We start from the raw sequence: 18561 nt of genomic DNA, 5'->3' as shown, positions 1-18561 counted from the left end.
GCGGCCCCACTCATCCGCTGGCTACTACGTCGTGTGACCTTTGCAGTTCCAGAGGGCGCGAACACGCGACACTTGATTACGCGAGGTCGCCAGTTTGGCACCCCTTGCTGAGACCGGTCGGACCGAGCGCCGCCTGCGGGTTCTGCCGTCCCGGGTCGGGGTCTACTTCGTTCTTGCGCTGAAACTGTTCGGACAGGTAGGTGCCCGCTTGGTGTGGCAGAAGCTGATCTGTGGCCTGGCCGGTCTGGCGGTGGTGATCCCGTCGGAGAAGGCCCTGCGGGACCTGCGACGCCGGATCGGTGCGGCCCCGCTGAAGGCGCTGTTCGAGACGCTGGCGGTCCCGCTGGCGCATCTGTTCACGCCTGGGACTCGATACCGGCGATGGCGGACCGTCGCCATGGACGGGTGCGGCTCGCTAAAAGTCCCCGACCACGAACGTAACCGCGGCTGGCTCGGCAAGCTCCGCAACAGGATGGCCCACCCGATACCCACGAGACCGCCTACGCCTCTCGGCTGCTGCACCTGCTCAACCGCGACATGCTGCTGCTGGCCGACCGCGGCTTCGACAGCAACTACTTCCTGCAAGCTGTGGCCGGCACCGGGTGCCAGTTCCTGGCCCGCTGCCGATCCCGGCGACGCCTGCCCGTGCTGGCCATGCTGAGCGACGGCTCCTATCTCACCCGGATCGATGGGCTCCGACTCCGTGATCGAGGCCGAGATCAGGGTGACCGGATCCGACGGGAGTACAACCACGGGCCTGTATCGGCTGCTCACCACGCTGACCGACCACCGCGCGGATCCCGCCGCCGCGCTCGTGCAGCTCTATCACGAACGCTGGGAGATCGAGTCGGCCTTCTTCGCGCTGCGCCACACGCTCCTTCGCGGCCGGGTGCTGCGCTCCAAGGATCCCGTCGGCATCGAGCAGGAGGTATGGGCCCTGCTTACGCTCTACCAGGCGGTCCGGCACACCATGGTCACCGCCGTGGAGACGCGCTCCGGTGCTGATCCCGACCGTGCGTCCTTCACCATCGCGCTCGAAGCCGCCCGGGTCACTGTCACCACCGCTACCGGCATCCTCATGCCCGCCACAGGCGGCAAAGGCGACTCGATCGGGCACATTGCCACAGCTGTCCTGGCCGACCTCCTCCCACCACGACGAGCGCGCTTCAGTGCCCGGATCGTCAAAGCCGGCGTTTCCCGCTACGGCACATGGAACCGCCGAGCTGACGACAACAGGCCAGCGACCAGCACTGACATCGCCTCCGTGGAAGTCGCCATCCAGCAGCCCAAACCCCCAGCTGACCCGCAGAAGAAGCCCCAGCCCGCCTCACCAGTTCAGCGGCACCGCCAATCCCGACCTACCGACCAGGCCAAAGGCGCCACACCCGCTCAAAGCCGCTGGCAGAAAGCCCAGGCAATCCTGCAGCAGACTCCGGAACGCCCACGACGAGCCCAGGACATCGCCGCCGCCCTCGGTATCACCGGTAAGCAGAACCTCCACAGCTTCTACGTCCAGATGTCCGCCTGGGCCCGTCGGGGCAGACTCACCAAGACTGCTCCGGGCATCTACCGGATCGCGCACTCAACCGCTCTGGACACGGCCCCGTGATCGTTAACTTCGCGGCATTGGGCCTCGCCTATGAAACAGCGTGGCGGCTAGCCACGAGCCCCGCACCCTCGCCGCGATCATTCTCAGCGCTGACGGCGGGTCCGCCCCCGACCCGCTTCAGGCGGACGCGGCCGCGGCGACGTCCATGCCAGATGCGTCAGGCGGTCAGGCCGGCGCTGATCAGCCAGATGTGTTCACAGGTCGCAGATGCCTGTTGCAACTTCTCGCGGGCCTCTTGCGAGGCGTGGTAGAAGGTCCGCTCGATCATCCAGCACAGGGCGCGTGCCATCGCTGACGCTTGTTCTGGTTCGTTGCCCGCCTGAACGCCGGCTCGCTCCAGGACGGCGGTGATGGCCGTGATGAACAAGTCAGCTGTATGGCTCCAGAGCTCGCCGATCTCCGGCACGGTCAACGACAGGTCGATCGCCGTACGAAAGACCGGACCGTGCTCGTTCCACAGCTCGACCGTGCGCCGCATGGCTGCTGCGATGGCCTGGCGCGGCTCCTCGGTCTGCGCGGTGACCCGGGACCGCTCCCACAGGTGCTCGACGGTCCGGGCCACGAGTGCCGCGACCACTTCCTGCTTGGAGCCGAAGTAGAAGTACAGGGCGCCGCGTGTGATGCCGGCGCCCTGGGCGATGTCGCCGACGGTCATGGTGTCGTAGCCTTTTTGCGCCAGTAGGGCTTCGCAGGTGTCCAGAATGGCCCGCTCCCGGACATCGCCCTTGCGTTCGGTGGTGCGCCGGCTCCGCGCGGGGTGGTGGTGGCCGGGCATCAGAGCTGAGCACCCTCGGCGAAGTCGGTCGTACGGGACAGCGCCTCCCATACGCGGATGTCCTCGTCCACAGCCGCGCGCGCGGCGGTGACCAGTCGCAGCGCGTCCGAGCCCAGGACGAGGTGGGCCGGCGGCCGGTCGACCGACGCGATGTGCACGACGGCCTCCCCGGCCTTAACCGGATTGCCCAACTGGTTCCCGCTGGCCTTCTGCCGCGCTTCGCGGATGGGATTGAACAGCTCGTCGTAGTCGTCGATGGTCCGCGCGGCGCGTGTCATGGACCGTCCGGCCCAGTCGGTGCGGAAGGAACCGGGCTCGATCGCCGTGACGTGGATCCCGAACTGTGCAACCTCCTTGCCCAGTGCCTCGAGGATCCCTTCCAGGGCGAACTTGCTGCCGCAGTAGGCGGACATGCCGGGCACCGCCATAAGCCCGCCCATGGAGGTGACGGCCATCAGGTGTCCGCGGCCGCGCCGGCGCATGTGGGGCAGTGCTGCCTGCAGGGTGGCCACTGTCCCGAATACGTTGACCTCGAACTGCCGCCGCACCTCGGCCAGCGGGGTTTCCTCGAAGGTGCCCTCCAGGCCGTAGCCGGCGTTGGCGACGACGACGTCCAGAGGGCCGACGCTCTGCTCCACCTCCGCCACCACGCTCGAGGCTGCGTCGTCGTCCGTCACGTCCAGGATGCGGCCGTGAGCGTACCCTCCGGGTTGGAGCCCTTCGAAGGCCCGCAGGTCCTCCTCGGAGCGGACCGTGCCGACGACGGTGTGCCCGGCGGCCAGGGCGGCTTGGGCGAAGGCGCGTCCGAGGCCCGTGCTGACGCCGGTGATAAGCCATTTCTGCTTCTGCATCGTTCTCCAGAGAAGACTCGCAAGGAGCTGAACTGCTCCTTCACCTTTGATTCTACACGACGTCGATTTTTCTCGTCGTGATGTAGATTCTGGCGGTGCTCATAGCGTCGTCTCGCCCACGCGGACCCGCACAACCGACAGATCATCCGGACTCTCCACCAAGCGCAGGTCCAGATGCTTGCCACCTGACACCGAGCCGCGGAACCTACACTGGGCAGGGCTGGGTGATCGCCCTGGTCAGCCACATGACTGTCCCTTTCTCTCGTACTGCCCCCTACTTGGGTGCGGCTCTGATAGAGGGACTGGTCTGATCACGCTCCGAGAGCGAGTTTGTGCTGGTAGCGGGTTTGGTGGACGCGGTGGCGCTCTTGCCGCAGGTGGAAGGCGAAGTGACGCGCTGCTCGGCGGCGGGCGGTGTGCCGAGGGGTGGGTCCGGGCCGGGTGAGGGGTGTTCGGCCCGGACCACGGATGGGTCAGCTTCGACCGAGCATTTCGGCGGTGAGGAGGTTGCCGCCCAGGCCCCAGCCGCCGTCCGGAACCTCCTCCAGGAGGACCAGGGTGGTGGCTCGGGCCCGTTTCGGCGTAGGCGTCGATGAGCTTCTTCTTTAATTCGGGGGTCAGGGTGTCGGCGGGCACCTTGAGGTTGGCGAATGGCATGTCGGTTTCCTCTCGTGTTGGGATTCAGAGTGAGGCGGTGGGTGACAGGAGGTCTGCGATGCCGGCGCGGTGGTAGAACTCCGGCCTCGAGGATCAACGGGACAGCCGTTAGCGCAAAGCCTCACCCCCGGCTGAACTGCTGTCACTCCGTGGAGCCAGGCCACCGGGCAGGACGACCGGCATATTGGCGGTAGCCGGCGTTGGGGACCAGCGGTACAGCCGTTGGCGCTAAGCAGTGGATCTTGGTCGTCTAGCACAGGCGATCGGGCTATTGCGGGGGTTTCCGGAAGCTCTTCGATCGCTGGCGGGGGCTGGCTACCGTCCGCCGCATGCCGGTGGAATTTCTGACTGATGAACAGGCTGAGGCGAACGGGAAGTTCGCCGAGGAGCCGACGAGGCCCGAGCTGGAGCGGTTCTTCTTCCTCGATGACGAGGACCGGAAGCTGATCGCGAAGCGGCGTGGTGATCACAACCGGCTCGGCTTCGCTCTCAAGATGTGCGTCCAGGAGTCCCGGCACAAGCTCGCCCGCGACATCTGCCACGGCAAGAAGGCCACCAGGCGTACCGGGACGGGATGGAGGACCAGCTCGGCTCACTCGGCCTGGTCCTGAACGCCGTGGTGCTCTGGACGACCCGCTACATCGACGCCGCCGTCGTCCAGCTTCGCGCGGAGGGTCATGAGATCCGTGATGAGGACGTGGCCCGGCTGTCCCCGCTCAAGCACAAGAACCTCAACGTCCTGGGCCGCTGCAGCTTCACCCCCACCCAGCCGGCGGGCGGCACCCTGCGCCCGCTGCGCGACCCGGACGCGGCCGGACTCGATGACGACGAGGACGACGCTGGGAACTGACGGCGTCAGGTGCCGACCAGGCGCACCGATCAGCTTGTGAGCCGCCGCCTTGGTCAGCCGCTTCGCAGCCGTGACGGTCTGCTCCCCCGCGGCCCCGAGGCCACCACGGCGTGGTTGTAGCCGTTGGCGGGAGGCATGCCCCGGGGCGTACGAGGTGGCGCATCGTCACGTCCTACTCATCCGGGTCCCAGGCGCTGAGCTGCTCGAAGAGACGTTGGTCGCCGTCGAGCTTCAGGGAGTTGATCGGGATACGGTCATGCAGGATGAGGACCAGCTCGCTGGCCGTGCCCCGAGCGGAGGCGGAGGCGGCGGCCGCGTTCGGGTCCTGGCCGGCAGCGGTGGCCGGCATGGTGCCGGGCCCGGGGAGGCGGGCGGTCCGTGCGCCGTCGGCGGAGAGCGAGAGGCGCCAGGAGCGGCCCTCGGAGGCGTGGAAGTCGACGGCAGCGGGCTTGTGCGGCCAGGCACTTGTCGTTGCGACGCAGGTGGACAGGAACTCGTCGACACCGTCGAGCGCCACCTCGTCCGGCAGCGGCTGCGGGGCACCTACGGTGATCTGGGCGTCGTACGTGTGCACCGCCATCTGCTGGAGCTGGTGCCGAGCTACGGCACCGGAGGTCTGCGGCGACTGCGACGTCCCCCACCACGTCCAGCAACCGCGATCCGGGCCGGCCTTCCGCAATGCGTCCACCAGTCGCTCCGTGGACTCCGCCAACCAGGCCAGCAGGGCCTCGCGCTCCCGAGGCGCAGCCGGGGCGCCCTCCGCTGCGGACTTGGCCGGAGCAGGCCCTGCGGCGACGGTGGCGGCCCAGTCGCGGCGCCCCTCGCCGATGTGCTGCGCCAGATCGAACAGCGTCCACTCGGGGCAGGTCGGCACCTGTACGTCGAGGCTGGGCGCGGAGGCGACCGCGGCGCGGAAGGCAGTCGACCGTTCCTCGATCAGTCGCAGCAGAACGGGGAACTCGAGTGTCATTGTCACCCCGAATCTCTATCACTGCGTTCCGACAATCGGACAGCGATTTTCACAGCCGCCATCGCGGGCGGACCCTCACCACCGCGGAGAAGAGAGCGCCGACAGCGCACCGGAGGCCTGTTGCGGTACCACCGCCTGCTGCACCCCGTACGAGGAAGCCCTCGACCCGGCCCAGAGCCCGGCCGAGGCGAAGGCCGCCGCCGGCTGCGCGTGCGGCAGCTGAGGCACAGACCGGACGGCCGAAGCTGGAGCGGCCCAGCACGTTCAGGTTGGCGTGCCGCAGCGGGGACAGCCGGGCCACGTCCTCGTCCAGCACCTGGTGCTCGCGCTGGTCGGCGGGCAGGGCCCGCAGCTCGGCGACGGCGGCGTCCAGGTAGCGGGTGGTCCACAGCACCGCGGCGTTCAGCACCAGGCCGAGCGCGCCGAGCTGGTCCTCCTGCCCCGTCCGGTAGGCCTGCATGATCTGCCCGCGCTTGCCGTGGCCGATGTCGCGGGCGAGCTTGTGCCTGGACTCCTGGACGGTGAGCTGACGGTTCATCTGCCGCCGGTAGGTGTCGTCCACCGGGTCGACCACCCGCAACAGGTGCAGGGTCTTGCCGATCCGCCCGTACTCGGCGAACGCCTGCCCCAGCGACGTCGGGCGGCCTTCGCGGCCGAACATCCGCAGCAGGTCGTAGGCGCGGACCTGCCCGGTCACCAGGGAGCCGGCCACCCGCAGCATGTCCGGCCAGTGCGTGACCACCTTGCCTAGGTTGACCCGGTTACGGGCCAGCGGTCCAGCGGCCCGTAACCGCCGGTGGCCACCCCGGGCAGCTCGGCGCGCCAGAACCGCTGATCGGCCAGGTCCCGGAAGCGGGGCGAGAAGTTGTAGCCGAGCAGCGAGAACAGCCCGAACACCATGTCGGAGTACGAGGCGTTGTCGGTGGCGACCATCTCCGGCCGCGCGCCGGCGTCCAGGTTCAGCAGGGTGTCACAGGATGTGCAGCGAGTCGCGCGGGGTGCCCGGCACGACCATCTGCCCGATCCTGGCGACCTGGTCGTTGACCGCGTTGAGCCAGGTGATCCCGCGCTTGAAGTGGTAGTACTTCGGCGAAGGCCCCGCGCTGATCGTGCGCTTGGGGACCATGAACCGCAGCCCGTCCACCGAGGCCAGCAGGCCATCGCCCCAGTGCGCGACGATCGGCACCCGCGCCTGGGCCGTGATGAGCCGGCCGTTGGCTGCGGCGATCGTGTCGGACCGCAGGTAGTACTGGTCGACGTGCGCCAACCGGGCCCGGGTGAGGGCCTCGTCGCTCGCGTCGATGACCGGGGTGTAGCCGATGTTGCACGCGTCGGCCCCAGCAGCGCCACCAGCGAGGTCTTCAGGTTCTCCATCCGGGTGCGGCCGTCGCCCAGGTGCAGGAAGGCGTCCAGGAACCTGGTCTACCCGTCGACCTCGAACAGCAGGTCCGGCAGGTCGATCCGGGGCAGCATCGCCGCGGTCGTCCGGTGCAGCCGGCGCAGCGACTTCGACTCCCCGAGCGCGCCGAGCCGGTCCACGTTCAGCTTGAGCCGGCCGTTGGGCTGCACTTCGAAGGACAGCTTCGCGTCCTGCCCGGCCTCCTCCAGCCGCTCGGCCATCAGCTGCCAGGCGGCGTCCAGGGCCCGCACCCGCTCGGCCAGGTGCTGCTCGACCGGCGCCTCCAGGCTCAGGCCGTGCAGCACGTCGGCCTGCACCGCCTCCCACTGCGGCCCGTCCAGCAGCCGCGCCCGGGGGTCGGACCAGCGGTTCGGCGGGGAGGCGAAGACGTCGCGGCGCCCGAGCGCCCGGTAGAGCTGCTCCAGCACGCACACCACGTATGCGTCGCGGTCCACCGACCCCTGCGGCAGGTCGGGGTTGGAGAACACCGCCTTCTCAGGCCGGCGGCACCAGCTTCTGGCCGATCTCGCGGGGCAGCAGCGGCTTGGCCTTCACCTTGCGCCGCGACAGCGCGGGCAGCCGCTTCACCGCCTCCAGCACCCTCCGCCCGCCGGAGGCCGCCCCAACGCGCTCGACTCGCCGAGCAGGGACAGGAACGGGCGAACCGTGTTGTAGCGGCCAGCCAGCTGGCGGCGCATCTCCGCCTCGGTCTCGTCGTCGCCCGGCGGCAGCCGCCGCGACCACTACCGCTTCCGCCAGGGCGCATGGGTCAGCTTGATGTCACAGCAGAACGCGATGCTGGCCCCCATGGGGGATGCCGCCCAGGAAGGCCTCGACGCGGCGGGTGAGGACAGCATCACCGGTCGGCGCCTGCACGAGATGAAGGACTTCTACGCCTACATGACCGAGCGATTGATCCCGCTCATCGACAGCTGGCGCGAGCACTACTCCGCCAAGCACGCCGGCCCTGCCCGATAGCGGCTTCGACCCGCGTGCCGCCGGAAAAGCCGCGGAGCGGGAGCCGGTCGACAGCGGCCTCCGCTCCGCAGCCGCAGGCCGCCGACTGATTGCCGTTGGCCTGCTTCTTGTCATCCAGCCTGGGAACCGACAGATCCGGGGCCTTGAGTGCCGGCCGGCGGTGTGTTCGGGTCTGCGGGAACGTGGCCGCGCAGGAGATGAACGCCTACGGCGATGATCCAGACAAAACCGGTCAGCAGGGAGAGGTGTTCGAGCAGGCCCGCGGGGGCCGGCCTCCACACGCTCAGGGTATCGAGGCGGTAGGCGATGCCGGCGGCGAAGGCGAAAGTGATGATCAGGGCGCCGGACAGACGCGAGTAGATGGCCCAGGCGCGGCTGTGCTGTCCCAGACGCCGGGCCAGCACGAACGCTGCGGCGCTCAGCCCGGCGAACAGCGCGAAGCCGGCCACCTGGTGGATGAGGGCGCTGGTGGTGAGCACGCCGGGTGTCGGGGCGGATTGCCCGGGCGGGTAGCCCAGTGCCGGGTCGGTGGGCACCAGCCCGCCCACGACCAGCCCGGCGGCGGCGGTCGCAACCAGGATCGGGCCCCAGGTGGCGCCGCGGCCACCGCGCAGGACCCGGCGCAGCCCGGCCGTGAAGGCCAGTAGGAGCAGCCCGCCGAGCACGAAGTTGGCCGTCTGCAGCCAGGCGCGTTCGCCGGTGCCAAGTTGGCTGGCGCCGTGGTGCCAGAGGCTGTAGCCGGGGCGGGTGGCGCCGTCGGCCCACAACAGCACTGGTACGAGCACACCTGCTATGACGCCGCTGCCCAGCAGCGCCTTGAGAGTACGTGTGGGCATGGGAAAGTCCTCCTTCTCCGTGACCGCAAGGGGCCACGGGCCGACCAGACTTCCCGGCTCTCCAACAGCACGCCCCTAATGGGGCGTATCCTTGATCAATACGCGGATTTTAGCGCATACTGAAATAACTGCAAGAGGCAAGGAGGGCCATACGTGACCGAGCAGGAGCGACTGCTGGAGTGGGTGGAGCGGGTCGCCATGTACCTGGCCCGCGACGGAGTACCGCCGATCGCCGGGCGGGTGCTGGGCTGGCTGATGGTGTGCGATCCACCCGAGCAGTCCGCAGGGCAGATCAGTCAGGCCATCGGCGCAAGCCGGGCGTCGCTGACATCAAACCTTCGGCTGCTGACGAGCATGGGGTTCCTGACGTGGCGGACCCGGCCGGGAGAACGGACCGTCTATTACCGGATGGCCGAGGACGCTTGGGGAGTGGTGGTACGCCACCAAATCGCCTCGATCACCTCGTTCCTGGACATCACCCGCGACGGCCTGGGCCTGGTCGGCCCGGATGATGATCGGGCCACCCGCGTCCGGCAGGCGCACGCCACCTTCGAGTGGATGGCCAAGGTGTTCGACAACGCGCCACCACTGCACCCCGACGACTCCGCCGATAAGGAGACGCCATGACCAGGCAGGCGATCGTGGTGGGCGGCGGCATCGGCGGGCTGGCCGCAGCCCTGGCGCTGCGGCGGATCGGCTGGCAGGCCACGGTGCTGGAACGCGCCCCCGAGCTGGGTGAGATCGGCGCCGGCATGTCTCAGGCCCCGAACGCCATGCGTGCGCTGGCCGAGCTCGGCGTCGCAGAGCAGGCCCAAGCGGTCGGCGTACCCACACACTCCTCCGCGAACCTGCGCCTGCCCGACGGCCGCTACCTGCAACGGGCCCGGCCAGGTGAGGCGAGTGCGCTGCTCGCCTTCCACCGCGCCGACCTGCACCGGGTACTGCTGGAGGCGCTACCTGAGGGCTGGGTGCCCACGGCGGCGGAGGTCACCACCGTCCGGCAGAACGAGGACGGCGTGACCGTGGTGTGCGACGGCCTCGAGTTGAGCGCTGAGCTGGTCATCGCCGCCGACGGCATCCGCAGTACCGTGCGCCGCCGGCTGTGGCCGGACGCGCCGCCGCCACGCTTTCTCGGGCGGACGGCCTGGCTGGGCATCGCCGAGGTTCCTGATCTGCCGGGCAGTGTCACGCTCGGCCCGGGCGGCTACTTCCTGATCCACCCGATCGTGCGCGGCCGCGCGTACTGGGCCTACGTCACCACCGCTGATGCGCCCGGCATCCGCTACGACCAGGAGAAGACCGAAGTGATCCGCCGGATCGGGGCCTGGCATGAGCCGATCCCAGCGCTGATCGAGGCCACTTCGGAGGAGGCGGTCATCCACATCGACATCCACGATGTCGAAGCACTGCCCACCTACGTTCACGGCCGGGTGGCTCTTCTTGGCGATGCCGCGCACGCGATGAGTCCCGATCGCGGCCAGGGCGCAGGGCAATCCCTTGAGGACGCGGTCGTGCTCGCCGCGGCCGTGGCCGGTGAGCCCGCGGTGGAGGCTGCGCTACGCCGCTACGACGACGAACGCCGCCCGCGTACTCAATCCACCGCCCGGGGCGCTGACCAAGACGGGCGGCGTCTCACCTCTAGGGCCGCACACCGGGCGCTGGTGACCATGCTGCGCATGGTGCCCGGCCCGTTGTGGCGCAAGGGCATCTCCGCCGACGGAAACGCCACTTGGCGATGGCAGCCGCCGCACTTGCCGTCGCCGGCCCCACCCCGCTGAGCCTGGTTCGCGCGCCAGGCGCGGCCACCTCTCGCCCGGCGCCGTAAGGGAGCTGCGGCTCAGGACGTAGGGCACTGATCGATGCTCCCGCGGCACCGACGGCGGCGCGAGAACGAGTGGGGGGCCGCCACAAGGCCGTCAGAGAAGAAGCTTCCGCCCAACCATGCGGTCACTTTGAGTGTGTGATCGATCCCCTACTGTTATAGCGTCGGTATGTCGCCGCGCCGGCGTCCGCGCTGGTCAGCGTGGCCCATTCGAGTGAGGTGACCAGATGGGAGGCCGCGGATGCTGCTCCTTATCGCCCTCATCGCGCTCGGGCTGGTCATCCTCGCCTTCGCGGGGGATCACTTGGTGTTGGGCTCGGGTCGGCTGGCCGGGCGGCTCGGCCTGCAGCCCGTCGTGGTGGGCGTGATGGTCATGGGGTTGGCCGCTAGTCTCCCGGAGCTCATCATGGCCGCAACGGCCAGCCTGAGAGGGCATGAAGAGCTGGCGACGGCCAGTTTGGTCGGCTCGAACATTCTCAACGTGACCGCGGTCCTCGGTGTCGGCGGACTTATCGCGGCGCTGGCCATTCGCTCCTCGCTGCTGCAGCGTGAGGCGCTGCTGTCGATGGCGGCGGTCACGATATTCGCGATCACGTTGCTGGACGGGCTCGGTCCCGGGGCGGGCGTCACTCTGGCCGTGGCTCTGATTGGCGCGATGGTGCTGCTGGTGGTCTTGGTCCGGATGAGCCCGCACGACATGGTGGCGGTGCAGAGCGCGGGTTATCTGAACACCGCGGTGCCGCCACGCCTGGGAAGAGAGGTGTCGCGGACGCTTGCTGGCCTGGCCGGGGTGCTCGTGGCTGCGCAGTTGCTGGTTGTCAACGCCTCCGACCTGGCCACACAGGTGGGCGCCTCCCCGGACCTGGTCGGGTTCACGCTGGTGGCGTTCGCCGCGGCGCTTCCCATCTTGATCATCGCGATCCGGGCTCAGCGGCAAGGTTACAGCGATCTGCTCGTCGGTACCCTGCTCGGCGGCAACTTGATCACCAGTCTCGCGGGCGGCGCCATCGTCGCCCTCCTCACCGCTGGTGCGCCCACCGTGACCTCGACCGTCATCGTGGCGATGGTGGGCATCATCGGGTTCATCTGGGCCCTGCTCGCCCGTGGCATACCGCTCAGCCGCAGCCCATCGGCCCTGTTGGTGGTGGCGTACTTCCTGGTGTTGCTGTTGCTCAGATAGGCGGCATACGGTCGGCCCAGGCGGTTTGACGCCTGGGCCGGCAGTTGCCTGGTGGCGGCCCGCCTCGTCGGGGCGAAGCGCGAGCACCGTCGGCACCGATGTGCCGCAGGAGGGGCGCCCGGTGCTGTAGTTCCGTGATGTGGTTCAGCCGGTGGGCTGATCGGCGACCTCGGCTACCAGTGACACCACATCGTCGAGGTGAGCCGGGGTGGTCAGGTCGCCCATGCCGGAGAAGATCCGCAGGTCGAGACGCATCAGCCACAGGGCCGAAGCCGCCGCCAGTGCCGGGGTCCACCGTGAGACGGACGAAACCGGCGGGAGAGACCAGCGCCCGCGCCGCGATCCGGGGCGAGTCGGCGGCCAAGGCCACCGCCGCTCCCAGCGAATTGCCCACCAGCACAGCCCGGTCCAGGTCCGCGACCGTCAGGACCTCGTCCAGTTTCCGGCCGTACCAGACCGACCTGCCCCGCCGAGGCCGGTGCGGGTCGCTGAGGCCGGGCTGACCGGGCAGATCCACCACCGTGGTCGCCCCAGCGCGCCGACAGCGCCCGCAGCCAGGGCAGGGCCACCGCGGCGTTGAAGCCGGTGCCAGGCACCACGACCACCTGCGGTCCTCGGTGTCCGGCCGATACGAGCGCTACCTGGCCGGCGCTGGTGTCCACCGTCGTCTTCGTGGGTGGGAAGTCGGCCCGCGCCAAAGCGTCCGAACACCACTGCCGCACCGCCAGCCGGCCGCGCGAACTCTTGTATACGGTGGGCCGGTGACGAATGCGATGACGGCCACGAAGCGGCGCGAACCGCACCGGCACCGATGTCGCCGGGCGGAGGTGCGGCCGTGCATCAGAAGGAAAGGTCCTTCCGCAGGGATGGTTACCCGGTCGACCGGCGTCGCGGCTGGGATGAACGCTGCCGATCAGGACGGCCATGGCGAGGTCGTGCATGACGACTTGCGCTGGCCGATGGTGCCGGTCAGTGAAGGAGGCGGGGTCATTCCGGGTCACTTGCCGGTCTGCGCAGGCGGCGAGTGACGCCGCCGTACCAGGCCGGGACCTCGCGCTCATCGTCGAAGGTGCGGGCGACGACGATGTCGGTGGAGGAGTGCAGCAGGATCGAGGCCACGATGGTGACCGCGACGATCTGGAACACCTGCTGTGCGGCGGCGATGCCGGAGGCGAGCACGAGCAGGCCGTAGACGACGGAGGCGAAACCCTTGGGTCCGAACCAGGCCACCGCCGCCTGCTCGCGTACCGACAGCCCGGAGCGCAGAAAGGACAACCAGATGGCGATGGGGCGGGCCAGCACCAGCGCGCCGATCGCGAACAGCCAGCCCTGCCAGCCGACCGAGCCGAGCAGCGCGGGGGTGATGAGCGCGCCGAACACCAGCAGCGCGGCCAGTTTGAACACTTCGGCGATGAGTTCACCGAAGTGCTCGAACGACTCGCGCTGCCGCTGTCCAAAGGTGGCCACGGTGATGCCGGCGGAGAAGGCGGCCAGGAACAGATTGCCGTGCGTGGCCTTGCCGACGGCGAGCACCAGCAGGCCGATGGCCAGGGCGTTGAGCGGCTCATACTGAGTAGAAGCGGCGAACCAGCGCATCTGCTCCAACTTGAGCGCCGCCCAAGGGATGGCGACCCCGATGAGCACGCCCAGACCCAGCTCCAGCCCGAGCTCACCCAGGTGCAGATCCTGCGCCCCAGAGGCGATGGCCAGGAAGACGACGACGAACGGCAGCGCCAGCCCGTCGTTGACACCTGACTCGACGTTGAGCAGTTGCCGCAGCCGGGGCGGCACCTTCTCGTTGCCGACCAACGCGGCGGCGAAGACGGGGTCGGTGGGTGCCAGGATCGCGCCGATCAGCAGGGATTCGACCCAGCCCAGCCCGATCAGGTAGTGGGCGCCGATGGCGGTGATGGCCAGGGTGAGCGGCAGGCCCCAGCCAAGTGCCCGTCCGGGCAGCCGCCAGGCGCTGCGCAACTCGCTCCAGCCCACCCGCATGCCGTCGGTGAACAGCACGGTGAACAAGGCCAGCTCGGCCAGGGTCGCGACGAGATCGTCGCCTGGCTTGAGCGAAACCACGCCCAGGACGCCGTCGCCCAGCACGAACCCTGCGACCAGGAAGAGCGCGGCCGTGGACAGGATGGTGCGGTGGGCCAGGCTGGACAGCAGCACGGCCAGCAGCAGCACGCCCGCGAACGCGGTCAGGAGCGCGCCCATCAGGGGCACCGCGAAGAAGAAGTCACTGTGCGTACGCCTCCGGTCGGGATCCACTAGACGATCTTGCCGACCAGACTTCCCGGCGCACCGCCGCTCACCTTAGCAGCGGCCATGTCAAGCGGGTAGACGGATTCTTGACGCTAATCACCGAGGGCGGGTGAAGAGCTGCCGATCCCGCTATGGGTGATCTTGACGGGTCTTGATACGTTGTCTACAGGTGAGCCGGGAAGTCTGGTCGGCACGTTCTGTCCCTTTTGAGAGAAGGATGTGCCAGTGCGCGCCCGAGATCTGCTTGCCGACTTCCCCACGGTCCGGCTCGACTCGCCGGCGATCGACGCGGCCAGGTTGCTGGCCGAGCAGGATCTGCCCGGTCTCATCGTGGTCGGCGACGACGGCGCGCCGTTCACGATCCTGCCGGGCACGCAGGTGTTGCGCCTGGCCGTGCCCGGCTACTGCCAGGACGATCCGGCGCTGGCCCGGGTCGTGGACGAGGCGCACGCCGATGCTTTTCTGCGGGCTCTGGACGGCCGTACCGTGCGTGAGGTCCTGCCCCGGCAGCCGCGGGAGCTGCCGGTCACCGACCCCGAGGCGACCGTGCTGGAGGTGGCCGCGCTGATGGCGCGCACCCACAGCCCGCTGGTCGCCGTCGTCGACGACCGGCGGCTGGTCGGGGCGGTGACGCTGCAGGCGCTGCTGGACGGGGTGCTCGCGGGATGAGTGTGCTCGCGTGGGTGAGCGTGGCGGTGTTCCTGGCCGCGTACGCGTTGATCGCCACCGAGAAGATCCACCGGGTCGCGGCCGCGCTCGGCGGCGCCGGCATCATGCTGGGCATCCATGCCACCAACGGCGAGGCGGCGTTCTTCTCCCGGCACGCCGGGATCGACTGGAACGTCATCTTCCTGCTACTCGGGATGATGGTCATCGTCGGCGTGCTCAAGCAGACCGGCGTTTTCGAGTACCTGGCCATCTGGGCCGCCAAGCGTGCCCGGGGCCGGCCGTTCCGGCTGATGGTGCTGCTGGTGCTGATCACTGCGGCGGCTTCGGCGCTGCTGGACAACGTGACCACCGTGCTGCTGATCGCGCCGGTGACGTTCCTGGTGTGCGAGCGGCTCGCCGTCAAGGCTGCGCCGTTCCTGATCGCCGAGGCCATGGCGTCCAATATCGGCGGCGCAGCCACCCTGGTCGGTGACCCGCCGAACATCATCATCGCCAGCCGCGGGGGATTGAGCTTCAACGACTTCCTCATTCACATGGCGCCGCTCGTCATCGTCTTGATGGCGGTGTTCGTGGGGTTGTGCTGGCTGATGTTCGGCCGCTCGTTGCGCTACGACCCCGACCGGGCTGAGGAGATCATGGCGCTGGACGAGCGGGAGGCCATCGCCGACCGGCGGCTGCTGTGGCAGTCGCTGGCCGTGCTGGCGTTGGTGATGGCCGCGTTCGTGCTGCACCCGGTGCTGCACTACGAGCCCTCGGTCGTGGCTCTGCTGGGCGCGGGCGTGCTGGTGGCCGCGACCAAGGTGACCACCGAGCAGGCCATCGCCGAGGTCGAGTGGCCCACGCTGGTGTTCTTCGCCGGGCTGTTCGTCATGGTGGGGGCCCTGGTGGAGACCGGCGTCATCGGTGAGCTGTCCAAGGCGGCTGTCGCGACCACCAGCGGGCAACTGGCGGCCACCACCATGGGGCTGCTGGGCATCTCGGCCGTGCTGTCGGCCATCGTGGACAACATCCCCTATGTGGCCACCATGAGCCCCATCGTCGAACACCTCGTCCAGGCCAACGGGGGACACGACGTGTTGTGGTGGGCGCTGGCCTTCGGCGCCGACCTGGGCGGCAACGCCACCGCGGTCGGCGCCGCGGCCAACGTCGTCGTGCTCGGCATAGCCGCCCGCAACGGCACTCCGATCAGCTTCTGGCAGTTCACCAAGTACGGCCTGATCGTCACGGTCGTCACCGTCGTCCTGGTCGCCCCGTACCTGTGGCTGCGTTACCTCCTCTGACCAGGGCCACACACCGACATGCAGGCAGGCGAATGGCATGGCGCACGACACCCTCGTCCGGGCCGCCGTTTTCGTCGTCTTCACCATCATCTGGCTGGCTGTGGGCGGGTCCGCGACGTTACTGTGGCCCGCCGTCATCGTGGTCGCCGCTGGGCTGGCCCTGCACGCGTGGATCAGGCACCGCCCTTTCTAGCTGAACACCGGCGATGTGCCCTTACGGGCAGCACCATCCCTCTGGACACGCCGGGCCTGCTGCTCGATTATTTATTTACGAGACCGTTCCGTTAATAAAAGGAGAGGGTCGGCAATGGAGAGCGATGTTCTCGTGGTCGGCGCAGGGCCGGTCGGCCTGGCGCTGGCGTGCGCGTTGCTGCAGCACGGCGTCTCGGTACGCGTGATCGACAAAGCCGAGGGCCCGGCCACCACGTCACGCGCGAACTTCGTGCACGCCCGCGGCTCGGAGGTGCTGGACCGCCTGGACGCCCTCGGCGATCTGCCGCAGGAGTCGGTGCGGGCAATGACGATCACCACGTACGCCGGGGACCGCCCGATGATGAAGATCCGGTTCGGCGACCCAGGGCTGGGCACCGCGGCTCCACCGATGGTGATCTCCCAGGCCCGGGTCGAGGCACGACTGCGTGAGCGGCTTGCCGAGTTGGGCGGACAGCCGGAATGGGACAAGAGACTGACCTCCTTGCAGCAGGACGCGGCCGGGATCACCGCGATGCTGGCCGATGGCCGTACCATTCGGGCGGGCTGGCTGGTGGGCTGCGACGGGAGTTCCAGCGCGGTGCGCAAGCTGGCGGGGATCCGCTTTCCCGGGGTAAAGGTCAGCGAGCGGTTCCTGCTGGTCGACGGCCGCCTTGACCCCGGGCTGGACCGGTCGGGCACCAGCGGCTGGGCGCATCCCGACGGTGTTCTGGGCGCCATGCCCATGCCAGGAGATCAGTGGCGGCTGCTCGCCTACGACGCCACGTTCCGTGACGACAAACCCGGCGAGGAACAGATCGCCGAACGCATGCGGCGCATCCTGCCCGAACGCACCGGCCTGACCGGCCTGCGCCTGCACGACGTCACCTGGGCGTCGTTGTTCAGCGTGCACCGGCGACTGGCCGACACCTACCTTACGGGGCGGGTCCTGCTGGCTGGGGATGCCGCACACGTGCACGCTCCGTTCGGCGGGCAGGGCATGCTCACCGGGCTCGGCGACGCCGAGAACCTCGCCTGGAAACTCGCCCTGGTCGTGCGGGGACGGGCCGCAGAGCGCCTGCTCGACACCTACCAGGCCGAACGCCGACCACTGGCCACTCAGGTCCTGCGCGGCAGCACCGCCGCCACCAAGGTCAACATCGCCGGCAGCCCGCTCGGTCGCCTTCTGCGCGACCAGCTGCTGATGCGGCTGTTCAACCAGGCATGGATCCAGCGCTGGACCACGTACACAACCTCGCAGCTGTGGGTGAGCTACCGCCGCGGCCCGCTCGGTGGGGGCGGCCGCAAGCCCCGCCCCGGCGACCGCATGGACGACCTGGCCTGCGAACGCCCCGACGGAAGCCGCACCCGGCTGCACGCCGAGCTGCGCGGGAAGTGGGCCGTGCTCGGAGATCAGGCCGCCTTCGAGGCAGCTCGGCAGCGGCTCGGCGACCAGGTGGTCCACCTCCGCACCGCAGGGCCCGCAAACGGGCCCGCTCAGCTCGTGCGCCCCGACGCCCACCTGGCCTGCAAAGGCGGCGCCGCCGAGCTCACCCGCTGGCTGGACGGAGCCCTCGCATGACCGCCACCCGAGGACGCGGACGCCCCCGCGACCCCGAGACCGACACCGCGATCCTGAACGCCGCACTGGAGCTGTTCGTCGAGCGCGGCGTCGAGGGCACCAGCATCGAACAGGTCGCCAAGCGCGCCGGGGTGGGCAAACTGACCGTCTACCGCCGCTGGAGCAGCAAGGAAGACCTGCTCGCCCAGGCCATCGAGCAGTGGGTCAGCGACGAGGTGACACCCTCGGCCGCCGACGTCTCCGCCCTGCCCCCGCAGTCCATCGTCGAACACGTCCTTCCCGCGGCGGCCGAGATGGCCGCGAGCCCCGCCTTCCGCGCGCTGGTCGCCCGCATCATGGGCTCCGCCGTGAGCCATCCTGCGCTGATGGCCGTCTACTGGCGGCACTACATCCTGCCCCGCCGAGAGCTGGCCGCGGCGATGCTCCGGCGCGCCCAGCAGGAAGGCACGGTGGCACCCGACGCCGACCTCGACGTGCTGATCGACATGATGGCCGGCGCGGTGACCTACCGCGTGCTGCAGCCCGACCCCCCGGACGCCGCCGAGATGCTGCGCTACCTCACCGCCGTCTACCGCCAGGCCGGCCTGTATCCGCCCACCCAGGAGACGCACCCATGACAGACTCCAGCATCATGACAGCCAGGCCAGCGCCC

The 18561-nt window shown here is 69.3% G+C and carries 18 protein-coding genes and 2 pseudogenes; 13 read left to right on the top strand and 7 right to left on the bottom strand.

Annotation, left to right across the window (positions count from 1 at the left end; all coding sequences use genetic code 11):
- Nucleotides 1–94 precede the first annotated feature (94 nt).
- Together ACIBI9_RS60875 and ACIBI9_RS60870 are read left to right on the top strand one after the other, a co-directional pair.
- The gene (locus tag ACIBI9_RS60875) at nt 95–661 is read left to right on the top strand and encodes a transposase domain-containing protein (RefSeq protein ID WP_397237120.1); all 567 of its coding nucleotides are present in this window, start codon (nt 95–97) and stop codon (nt 659–661) included.
- 42 nt (nt 662–703) lie between these two features.
- On the top strand, nt 704–1609 hold the full coding sequence (locus ACIBI9_RS60870; RefSeq protein WP_397237118.1) for a transposase: 906 nt from the start codon (nt 704–706) through the stop codon (nt 1607–1609).
- A 157-nt stretch (nt 1610–1766) separates the two neighbouring features.
- On the opposite strand, the gene ACIBI9_RS60865 is transcribed toward ACIBI9_RS60870, so the two are convergent.
- Both ACIBI9_RS60865 and ACIBI9_RS60860 read right to left on the bottom strand, forming a co-directional pair.
- Nucleotides 1767–2384, bottom strand: a complete 618-nt coding sequence (locus ACIBI9_RS60865; protein ID WP_397237116.1) for a TetR/AcrR family transcriptional regulator — start codon at nt 2382–2384, stop codon at nt 1767–1769.
- Entirely contained in the window at nt 2384–3235 is an 852-nt protein-coding gene (locus tag ACIBI9_RS60860; RefSeq protein ID WP_397237114.1) for an oxidoreductase, read from the bottom strand. Before ACIBI9_RS60860 ends, ACIBI9_RS60865 begins: the two co-directional genes overlap by 1 nt.
- 986 nt (nt 3236–4221) lie before the next feature.
- Between ACIBI9_RS60860 and ACIBI9_RS60855 the strand changes: the two are divergent.
- Together ACIBI9_RS60855 and ACIBI9_RS60850 are read left to right on the top strand one after the other, a co-directional pair.
- Nucleotides 4222–4389: pseudogene (locus ACIBI9_RS60855) on the top strand (DUF4158 domain-containing protein); the annotation flags it as partial.
- 77 nt (nt 4390–4466) lie between these two features.
- Entirely contained in the window at nt 4467–4742 is a 276-nt protein-coding gene (locus tag ACIBI9_RS60850; protein ID WP_397237112.1) for a Tn3 family transposase, read from the top strand.
- Between the two features lie 172 nt (nt 4743–4914).
- Here ACIBI9_RS60850 and ACIBI9_RS60845 read toward each other — a convergent pair whose 3' ends face one another.
- On the bottom strand, nt 4915–5712 hold the full coding sequence (locus ACIBI9_RS60845) for a maleylpyruvate isomerase N-terminal domain-containing protein (protein ID WP_397237134.1): 798 nt from the start codon (nt 5710–5712) through the stop codon (nt 4915–4917).
- 232 nt (nt 5713–5944) lie between these two features.
- Nucleotides 5945–7263, bottom strand: a pseudogene (locus ACIBI9_RS60840) (transposase); the annotation flags it as partial.
- Between the two features lie 625 nt (nt 7264–7888).
- Here ACIBI9_RS60840 and ACIBI9_RS60835 point away from each other — a divergent pair.
- On the top strand, nt 7889–8089 hold the full coding sequence (locus tag ACIBI9_RS60835; RefSeq protein ID WP_397237110.1) for a hypothetical protein: 201 nt from the start codon (nt 7889–7891) through the stop codon (nt 8087–8089).
- A 110-nt stretch (nt 8090–8199) separates the two neighbouring features.
- On the opposite strand, the gene ACIBI9_RS60830 is transcribed toward ACIBI9_RS60835, so the two are convergent.
- Complete coding sequence (locus tag ACIBI9_RS60830; RefSeq protein ID WP_397237109.1) at nt 8200–8925, bottom strand: DUF998 domain-containing protein; 726 nt, start codon at nt 8923–8925, stop codon at nt 8200–8202.
- Between the two features lie 153 nt (nt 8926–9078).
- On the opposite strand from ACIBI9_RS60830, the gene ACIBI9_RS60825 reads away from it, so the two are divergent.
- The 3 genes from ACIBI9_RS60825 (at nt 9079) to ACIBI9_RS60815 (ending at nt 11927) form a co-directional block, all read left to right on the top strand.
- Nucleotides 9079–9552: a GbsR/MarR family transcriptional regulator gene (locus ACIBI9_RS60825; RefSeq protein WP_397237107.1), complete on the top strand. Its 474-nt coding sequence runs from the start codon at nt 9079–9081 to the stop codon at nt 9550–9552.
- Nucleotides 9549–10703 (top strand): FAD-dependent monooxygenase, encoded by a 1155-nt coding sequence (locus ACIBI9_RS60820; protein ID WP_397237105.1) that lies wholly within the window; start codon nt 9549–9551, stop codon nt 10701–10703. Before ACIBI9_RS60825 ends, ACIBI9_RS60820 begins: the two co-directional genes overlap by 4 nt.
- Nucleotides 10704–10988: 285 nt before the next feature.
- Nucleotides 10989–11927, top strand: coding sequence for a sodium:calcium antiporter (locus ACIBI9_RS60815; RefSeq protein WP_397237103.1), 939 nt, complete (start codon nt 10989–10991; stop codon nt 11925–11927).
- On the opposite strand, the gene ACIBI9_RS60810 is transcribed toward ACIBI9_RS60815, so the two are convergent.
- Together ACIBI9_RS60810 and ACIBI9_RS60805 are read right to left on the bottom strand one after the other, a co-directional pair.
- Nucleotides 11920–12444: an alpha/beta fold hydrolase gene (locus ACIBI9_RS60810; RefSeq protein WP_397237132.1), complete on the bottom strand. Its 525-nt coding sequence runs from the start codon at nt 12442–12444 to the stop codon at nt 11920–11922. The two genes, ACIBI9_RS60815 and ACIBI9_RS60810, sit on opposite strands and share 8 nt — an antisense overlap.
- Nucleotides 12445–12914: 470 nt before the next feature.
- A complete protein-coding gene (locus tag ACIBI9_RS60805) occupies nt 12915–14195 on the bottom strand; it encodes a cation:proton antiporter (RefSeq protein WP_397237101.1) in 1281 nt (426 codons plus the stop codon).
- Nucleotides 14196–14414: 219 nt separating this feature from the next.
- Between ACIBI9_RS60805 and ACIBI9_RS60800 the strand changes: the two genes are divergently transcribed.
- The 5 genes from ACIBI9_RS60800 to ACIBI9_RS60780 all read left to right on the top strand — a co-directional run bounded on the left by ACIBI9_RS60800 (nt 14415) and on the right by ACIBI9_RS60780 (nt 18526).
- Nucleotides 14415–14858: a CBS domain-containing protein gene (locus ACIBI9_RS60800; protein WP_397237099.1), complete on the top strand. Its 444-nt coding sequence runs from the start codon at nt 14415–14417 to the stop codon at nt 14856–14858.
- Nucleotides 14855–16138, top strand: a complete 1284-nt coding sequence (locus tag ACIBI9_RS60795) for an ArsB/NhaD family transporter (protein WP_397237097.1) — start codon at nt 14855–14857, stop codon at nt 16136–16138. Before ACIBI9_RS60800 ends, ACIBI9_RS60795 begins: the two co-directional genes overlap by 4 nt.
- A 37-nt stretch (nt 16139–16175) precedes the next feature.
- Entirely contained in the window at nt 16176–16331 is a 156-nt protein-coding gene (locus ACIBI9_RS60790) for a hypothetical protein (protein WP_397237095.1), read from the top strand.
- A 114-nt stretch (nt 16332–16445) separates the two neighbouring features.
- Nucleotides 16446–17909 carry an FAD-dependent oxidoreductase gene (locus ACIBI9_RS60785; protein ID WP_397237093.1) on the top strand — a complete coding sequence of 488 codons (1464 nt, stop codon included), beginning with the start codon at nt 16446–16448 and terminating at the stop codon, nt 17907–17909.
- Nucleotides 17906–18526 carry a TetR/AcrR family transcriptional regulator gene (locus tag ACIBI9_RS60780; RefSeq protein ID WP_397237091.1) on the top strand — a complete coding sequence of 207 codons (621 nt, stop codon included), beginning with the start codon at nt 17906–17908 and terminating at the stop codon, nt 18524–18526. Before ACIBI9_RS60785 ends, ACIBI9_RS60780 begins: the two co-directional genes overlap by 4 nt.
- Nucleotides 18527–18561 lie beyond the last annotated feature (35 nt).

It is taken from the genome of Nonomuraea sp. NPDC050451 (assembly GCF_044458585.1).
Note: the sequence above shows the minus strand (reverse complement) of the source record. Positions and strands in the feature narration are given on the sequence as shown.

What these genes read in the sequence shown, in the direction of transcription:
- ACIBI9_RS60865 (WP_397237116.1), bottom strand. Translation starts at nt 2,384, where the DNA reads ATGCCCGGCCACCACCACCCCGCGCGGAGCCGGCGCACCACCGAACGC.
- ACIBI9_RS60860 (WP_397237114.1), bottom strand. Translation starts at nt 3,235, where the DNA reads ATGCAGAAGCAGAAATGGCTTATCACCGGCGTCAGCACGGGCCTCGGA.
- ACIBI9_RS60850 (WP_397237112.1), top strand. Translation starts at nt 4,467, where the DNA reads ATGGAGGACCAGCTCGGCTCACTCGGCCTGGTCCTGAACGCCGTGGTG.
- ACIBI9_RS60845 (WP_397237134.1), bottom strand. Translation starts at nt 5,712, where the DNA reads ATGACACTCGAGTTCCCCGTTCTGCTGCGACTGATCGAGGAACGGTCG.
- ACIBI9_RS60835 (WP_397237110.1), top strand. Translation starts at nt 7,889, where the DNA reads ATGTCACAGCAGAACGCGATGCTGGCCCCCATGGGGGATGCCGCCCAG.
- ACIBI9_RS60830 (WP_397237109.1), bottom strand. Translation starts at nt 8,925, where the DNA reads ATGCCCACACGTACTCTCAAGGCGCTGCTGGGCAGCGGCGTCATAGCA.
- ACIBI9_RS60820 (WP_397237105.1), top strand. Translation starts at nt 9,549, where the DNA reads ATGACCAGGCAGGCGATCGTGGTGGGCGGCGGCATCGGCGGGCTGGCC.
- ACIBI9_RS60815 (WP_397237103.1), top strand. Translation starts at nt 10,989, where the DNA reads ATGCTGCTCCTTATCGCCCTCATCGCGCTCGGGCTGGTCATCCTCGCC.
- ACIBI9_RS60795 (WP_397237097.1), top strand. Translation starts at nt 14,855, where the DNA reads ATGAGTGTGCTCGCGTGGGTGAGCGTGGCGGTGTTCCTGGCCGCGTAC.
- ACIBI9_RS60790 (WP_397237095.1), top strand. Translation starts at nt 16,176, where the DNA reads ATGGCGCACGACACCCTCGTCCGGGCCGCCGTTTTCGTCGTCTTCACC.
- ACIBI9_RS60785 (WP_397237093.1), top strand. Translation starts at nt 16,446, where the DNA reads ATGGAGAGCGATGTTCTCGTGGTCGGCGCAGGGCCGGTCGGCCTGGCG.
- ACIBI9_RS60780 (WP_397237091.1), top strand. Translation starts at nt 17,906, where the DNA reads ATGACCGCCACCCGAGGACGCGGACGCCCCCGCGACCCCGAGACCGAC.